8 protein-coding genes and 1 riboswitch are annotated in these 5,976 nt (G+C 76.6%); of the genes, 6 read left to right on the forward strand and 2 right to left on the reverse strand.

All coding sequences use genetic code 11. The features are described from left to right. Positions 1–143: 143 nt before the first annotated feature. Positions 144–635, reverse strand: coding sequence for a transcription elongation factor GreA (greA, locus tag ICW40_RS19810; protein WP_221655698.1), 492 nt, complete (start codon positions 633–635; stop codon positions 144–146). A 286-nt stretch (positions 636–921) separates the two neighbouring features. Beyond that, entirely contained in the window at positions 922–1,254 is a 333-nt protein-coding gene (locus ICW40_RS21710; RefSeq protein ID WP_308121930.1) for a DUF4307 domain-containing protein, read from the reverse strand. 327 nt (positions 1,255–1,581) lie between these two features. Here ICW40_RS21710 and mca point away from each other — a divergent pair, with 327 nt between their 5' ends. From mca to ICW40_RS19845, 6 genes are all read left to right on the forward strand, one after another. Continuing rightward, on the forward strand, positions 1,582–2,442 hold the full coding sequence (gene mca / locus ICW40_RS19820; RefSeq protein WP_221655704.1) for a mycothiol conjugate amidase Mca: 861 nt from the start codon (positions 1,582–1,584) through the stop codon (positions 2,440–2,442). Beyond that, positions 2,439–2,846, forward strand: a complete 408-nt coding sequence (locus ICW40_RS19825) for a hypothetical protein (RefSeq protein ID WP_221655699.1) — start codon at positions 2,439–2,441, stop codon at positions 2,844–2,846. Before mca ends, ICW40_RS19825 begins: the two co-directional genes overlap by 4 nt. After that, positions 2,843–3,667, forward strand: a complete 825-nt coding sequence (locus ICW40_RS19830; protein WP_308121931.1) for a nitrilase-related carbon-nitrogen hydrolase — start codon at positions 2,843–2,845, stop codon at positions 3,665–3,667. Before ICW40_RS19825 ends, ICW40_RS19830 begins: the two co-directional genes overlap by 4 nt. Before the next feature lie 22 nt (positions 3,668–3,689). Beyond that, a riboswitch (TPP riboswitch) is annotated at positions 3,690–3,809 on the forward strand. A gap of 70 nt (positions 3,810–3,879) precedes the next feature. Next, positions 3,880–4,572 (forward strand): Ykof family thiamine-binding protein, encoded by a 693-nt coding sequence (locus ICW40_RS19835; RefSeq protein ID WP_221655700.1) that lies wholly within the window; start codon positions 3,880–3,882, stop codon positions 4,570–4,572. Beyond that, positions 4,569–5,267, forward strand: a complete 699-nt coding sequence (locus ICW40_RS19840) for an ECF transporter S component (RefSeq protein WP_221655701.1) — start codon at positions 4,569–4,571, stop codon at positions 5,265–5,267. Before ICW40_RS19835 ends, ICW40_RS19840 begins: the two co-directional genes overlap by 4 nt. 61 nt (positions 5,268–5,328) lie before the next feature. Next, positions 5,329–5,976, forward strand: a 648-nt coding sequence (locus tag ICW40_RS19845; protein WP_221655702.1) for an ABC transporter ATP-binding protein, incomplete at its 3' end; no start/stop codon positions are given.

Raw genomic sequence — 5,976 nt, forward strand, 5'->3', positions numbered from 1 at the left:
CCGCGTCGCCGGGCACGACGTCGTCCGGCGCCGCGTCGCCGGGCACGACGACGCCCCGGACCGTTGCGGGGTCCGGGGCGTCGGGCGCGCCGCTGCCGTCAGGCGTGCTGCCAGCGGGGGCGGTGCTGCTCATGGGCGGCCCGTCAGGGCTGGTACGGCTTGGCCTCGTGGATCTCGACGGTGATCTCCTTGCCGTTCGGCGCGGTGTACGACGTCGTCTCGCCGCGGGAGCGGCCGACGATCGCGGCGCCGAGCGGCGAGCGGTCGCTGTAGACGTCGAGGTCGGTGCCCTCCGCGACCTCGCGCGAGCCGACGAGGAACGTCATCCGCTCACCGGCGACGGTGGCCTCGACCACCATGCCGGGCTCGACGACGCCGTCGTCCGGCGGCGCGTCGCCGACGCGGGCGTTGCGGAGCATCTGCTGGAGCTGGCGGATGCGGGCCTCCTGCTTGGCCTGCTCCTCGCGCGCGGCGTGGTAGCCGCCGTTCTCCTTGAGGTCACCCTCGGAGCGCGCGGCCTCGATCTTCGCGGCGATGTCCGTCCGGCCCGTCGTGGTCAGCCGGTCCAGCTCCGCGGTGAGGCGGTCGTGCGCCTCCTGCGTCAGCCAGACGACGGACGTGCTGGTCTCGGTCACGGTCGCTCCTTCCGGTGGTGCACGTGCGGGGCCGCATGCGGCCACGTGTGGTCGTGGGGTGCTGCGCGCCCGGGTCCGGGCGGGTCTGCTGTGTCGGGATCCGTGCCCTCGGGCCGGTGCCGACGTCCGGCAGACGGCCGGCGCGCCGGCGCCGCGGTGCGCCGACGTCGTCCGTGCGCCGGACGCGCTCACGACCTCGGCCGAGGCCGCACGAGCGGATCGGTCGGGGCGCGTGCGCCGGGGCCCTGGGGGCGGTGGAAACGACGATCATAGCAAGACGGCGTGCTCAGACCGTCCAGCAGCTCTCCACGACACCCGTGACGGCGGGCTCCGACACCGCGACGGTGCTGCGCAGGCGCTGGACGCGGTCCTCGGCCGGTGCGACCGCCACGACCACGACGCCGACCTGCGCGTGCTGCTGGCTGAGCGCCTGCAGCCGGCACTCGACGGCCACGGAGGGGTCCGGCCTGATGACGTCGAACGTGACGTCCACGCTGCCGTCCTGCACCGTGAAGCCGACGTCCTTCCAGCTCACGGGCGCGCTGCCGGCACCGAGGCCGATCCACACGGCCAGCGCGACGGCGCCGGCGGCGAGCAGCGCGACGAGCGCCGTGCGCACGCGGGCGGCGCCCGGGCGCGGCTCGGGGCCGTAGCGCCCGGCGGGCGGGGAGGGGCTCGCTGCGCTGCTCGTGATGGTCGTCTCCGATCGCGGGATGCGGCTGTCGCACGCGCCCGAGGTGCGGGGTGGTGCGTGCGGCCGCCGTCGTACGTCACCATTGTCCCCGGTGCGGACCGTCCGACGGTCCGCGTGCGGCCGGCGGTGCGCTGAGCGCCCGCCCGTGCCGCGACGACGCGACGAGGAGGCATGTCGGTGAGCCAGGACGCCCCGCCCGCGACCGCTGCGCAGGGCGCGCCGGGTGCTCACCCGCACAGCGGCCTGCGCCTCATGGCGGTGCACGCGCACCCGGACGACGAGTCCAGCAAGGGCGCCGCGACGACGGCGATGTACGCCGCGCGCGGCGTGGACGTGCTGGTCGCGACGTGCACGGGCGGTGAGCGCGGCAGCGTGCTCAACCCCCGGTACGGGCGCGTGCACGCGACGCTCGACGAGATGGCCGAGGTGCGCCGCGTCGAGATGGCCGAGGCCGCGCGCGCTCTCGGTGTGCGCCAGCACTGGCTGGGGTTCGTCGACTCGGGCCTGCCCGAGGGTGACCCGCTGCCGCCCCTGCCCGAGGGCTGCTTCGCGCTCGTGCCGCTCGAGGAGGCGGCCGAGCCGCTCGTGCGGCTGGTCCGCGAGTTCCGGCCGCACGTCATGACGACGTACGACCCGAGCGGCGGCTACCCCCACCCCGACCACATCATGTGCCACCGCGTCGCGTTCGAGGCCTTCGCCGCTGCGGGGGACCCGGACCGCTACCGCGGCTCGGGCGAGCCGTGGCAGCCGCTCAAGCTGTACTACAACCACGACTTCTCGCTCGCCCGGATGCGGACCGTTCACGACGCCGTCGTCGAGGCCGGCCTGGAGTCGCCGTTCGGCGACTGGCTCTCGTCGCGCGAGATGCGGGAGATCCCCGAGCGGCCCGTCACGACGCGGGTCCCATGCGGCGACTTCTTCGGGGCGCGGGACGCGGCGCTCACGGCGCACGCCACGCAGATCGACCCCGAGGGGTTCTTCTTCGCGGTGCCCCGGGACCTCGAGGCGCGCGTGTGGCCCGTCGAGGAGTACGAGCTCGCCGAGTCGCACGTGCCCGTGACGCTGCCCGAGGACGACCTCTTCGCCGGCATCCGCCCCGAGGACGACCGGTGACGGGCTGGCCGGTGGCGCCGGTCCCGGCGACGTGGGTCGCGTCGACGCAGACGCCCGGACCCGCGGAGCCCGAGCTGCAGGAGGGGGTCGACCCCGACAGCGTCACGCCCGGCGTGCTCGGGTTCGTCGTGACGCTGTTCGCCGTGCTCGCGTGCATCCCGCTGTTCCTGTCGATGACCAAGAAGATCCGCGGGGTGCAGCACCGCGGGCGGCTCGAGGCCGAGGCCGAGGCCGAGGCAGCGGCCGGAGCAGAGGCCTCTCCGCGAGCGGAGGCAGACGCAGCACAGGCCGCCGGCGCCGCGCGGGCGGACGACGGGGACGTCGTCGACGGCCGGGAGGCCTCGTCCACGACGACGGAGCCCCCGGCCGACCCCGACGCCCCGCGGGGCGGCGCCCGGCCGTGATCCGGGTGCACGCGGTCGCGCTCCGGTCGGGCCTCGACCGGGAGGCGAACGCGGCCGCGGCGCGCACTGCGGTGCTGCGCGCCGCGGACGACGGCGCAGCCCTCGTCGTGCTGCCCGAGTACGCGGCGGCGTTCGACCCGCGCGGCGTCTCACCCGACCAGGCCGAGCCGCTCGACGGCACCTTCGTCACGGCGCTCGCCGAGGTGGCGGAACGGACCGGCGCCGTCGTCGTCGCCGGCACCGTGCTGCCCGGCGCCCGGCCCGAGCGGGCCGTGAACGCGGTGGTCGCCGTCGGCCCTGCGGGCGTGCTCGGGACGTACCGCAAGGTGCACCTGTACGACGCCTTCGGCCACCGCGAGTCCGAGCGGCTCGAGGCCGGGGACCCCGCGGCGCCGCCGCTGGTGGTCCCGGTCGGCGACCTCCGCGTGGGCGTGATGACCTGCTACGACCTGCGCTTCCCCGAGGCGGCGCGGCGGCTCGTCGACGCCGGCGCCACGGTTCTCGCGGTCCCCGCAGCGTGGGCCGCGGGCGAGCACAAGGCCGACCACTGGGCGACGCTGCTGCGCGCCCGCGCGATCGAGAGCACCGCGTACGTGCTCGGCGCGACCCAGCAGGGTCGCGGCGTCGTCGGGGGACCAGCCGTGGTCGACCCGCAGGGCGTGGTCCTCGACGGCCGCCCCGACGCGGGCGCCGACGGACCCGAGCGCGCGGTGGCCGACGTCGACGCGGCGACGGTCGAGGCCGTCCGGGAGCGCAACCCGTCGCTCGTGAACCGCCGCTACCGCGTCCTGCCCGGTGGTCCGGGCCTTGACATGGGATGACTCGCGCGCCAGGGTCGGCTGCGACAAGCCCCCGGGGAGCGCGTACGCGCTGAGAGTGTGGTCGGACCGCAAGGTCGAGCCACTGACCCGTGGAACCTGACCCGGTTCGCACCGGCGTAGGGAGCTGGGCGAGGCACCGCTTCGGCGGGAGTCGGTCGTACCGACGTGCCGTGCTGTCCGGGGGTGCACCCGTCCTACCCAGGAGGCGCACCATGAGCACGGCACCCGCATCACCCGTGGCACCGGCAGCGGCACCGGCGCCGGCGCCGGTACCCGCGCCGGCACCGCAGACCGAGGACCGTGCTGCGGCCCCCGAGCACGTCCGGCTCGGCGTCGGCCTGCGGTTCTCGCTCCACCCGGCGGCGGACGACGTCGTCCCGCCGATCCTCGGCTCGCTCGCTGCGGGCGCGGCGGCCGTGCCGGGGCTGGCCGTCACGACGGACGACGTGTCGACCCTCGTGCGGGGGACCGAGCAGGACCTCGCGACCTACCTCGTGGCCGTGCTGACCCACGCGGCCACGGTGACGCGCAGCGGCCACGTCGTCGCCTCGGTGCACCTCTCCCGGGGCTGCCCGGGTGAGCTCGGGTGCTCGCCCGAGGGCGGGCTGCCCGTGGTCCCGCCCGTGCGGCTCGCGCCGACCGGGATGCGCGCGGCGGCGCACTGGGCGCTGTACCCGCTCGGGACGGTCGACGCGATGGGCCCCATCGAGCGCGCGATCGACGGTGCGCGCACGGCCGGCCTCGCCCGGCCGGAGCACTTCGTGACGCGGCTCGAGGGCGACCTCGCCGACGTGCTCGCGACCGTGGTGGACACGTGGACCGGCGTCGGCCGCGAGGTGCCCCACGTCGTCACGCACGCGACCGTGAGCCTCGGCAGCCCGACGACGTCGGGCGGTGCACGATGAGCCGCGACCCGTCGCGGGCGACGTCGTCCGCGACCGTGCCGGCGCCCGAGGCGGCGCGCGGCGCAGCGCCGGCGCGCACGGGGTCTGCACGGGTGGCGTGGGCGCTGCGCGACATCGTCGTGCTGGCGGTGCTCGCCGCGGTGTTCGGGTTCCTCTACTGGGCGCTCGTCCAGGCCTGGGGTGGTCTGCAGGTCGCGATGGGACCGCTCGGGGACCTCGCCCAGAACGCGCTCGTGGGCGGCTGGATCGTCGTCGCGCCGCTCGCGGTGTTCGTCGTCCGCCGTCCGGGCGCGGGCATCGCGGCGGAGATCGGTGCCGCGTTCGTCGAGTTCGCGTTCCTGGGCTCGCCCGCGGGACCCACGCTGCTGGTCGCCGGGCTGATCCAGGGCGGCGGCGCCGAGCTCGCCTTCGCCGCGACGCGCTACCGGCGGTTCGGCTGGCCCACCTTCCTCGCGTCGGGCCTCACCGCCGTGACCGCGAACTTCCTCTGGGTCGCGACCACGGCGGACTGGTGGCACCAGGACCACCTCCTGCTCCGCATCGCGCTCCAGGTGGTCAGCGGGCTCCTCCTCACCGGAGCGCTCGCGAAGGTGCTCGCGGACGGGTTGCTGCGCACGGGCGTGCTCGACAACTTCCCGGCCGGACGCGACCGGTGGGCCGCCGACGCACCGGAGAGTGCCGAGGTGGCGGGGTGACCGTCGTCGGGGCGGCGGCGCGCTCCGTCGGCGCGCGGCCGGAACGCCGGGACCGGCGTCCGTGAGCGCGGTCCGGACGCGCGGCCTCACCGTGCGCTTCCCCGGCGGGGCGGGCCCGCGCCTGAGGGACGTCGACCTCGACGTGGCGTCCGGCGAGCAGGTGCTGCTCGCCGGACCGTCCGGCTGCGGCAAGTCCACGCTGCTGGGCGTGCTCACGGGCGTCGTGCCGCAGGCGGTCGCCGCGCAGGTCACGGGCGACGTCGTCGTGCTGGGGCGGGACCCGCGCACCACGCCCGTCGCGCGGGCGGCGCTCGACGTCGGGTGGCTCGGTCAGGACCCGGCGTCGGGCACGTGCCTGCCCACGGTCGCGGCCGAGGTCGCGCTGCCGCTCGAGAACCGCGGCGTGCCGCGGGACGAGATCGGCCCGCGGGTCGGCGCGGCGCTCGCGGACGTCGGTGCCGCGCACCTCGCGGACCGGCGGACCGCGCAGCTGAGCGGGGGAGAGCAGCAGCGGGTCGCGCTCGCGGCGGTGCTCGTGGGCAGCCCGCGGCTGCTGCTCCTCGACGAGCCGACGTCGATGCTCGACCCGGTCGGCGCCGCGCGCGTGCACGAGGTGCTCGCGCGGCACGCGCACCGGCGCACGACGATCCTCACGGCGCACCGGCGCCCGGTCGGCGCGTGGCGGCCGACGCGCGAGGTCGTGCTCGAC

Source organism: Actinotalea ferrariae (genome assembly GCF_019733465.1).
Classification (GTDB): domain Bacteria; phylum Actinomycetota; class Actinomycetes; order Actinomycetales; family Cellulomonadaceae; genus Actinotalea; species Actinotalea ferrariae_A.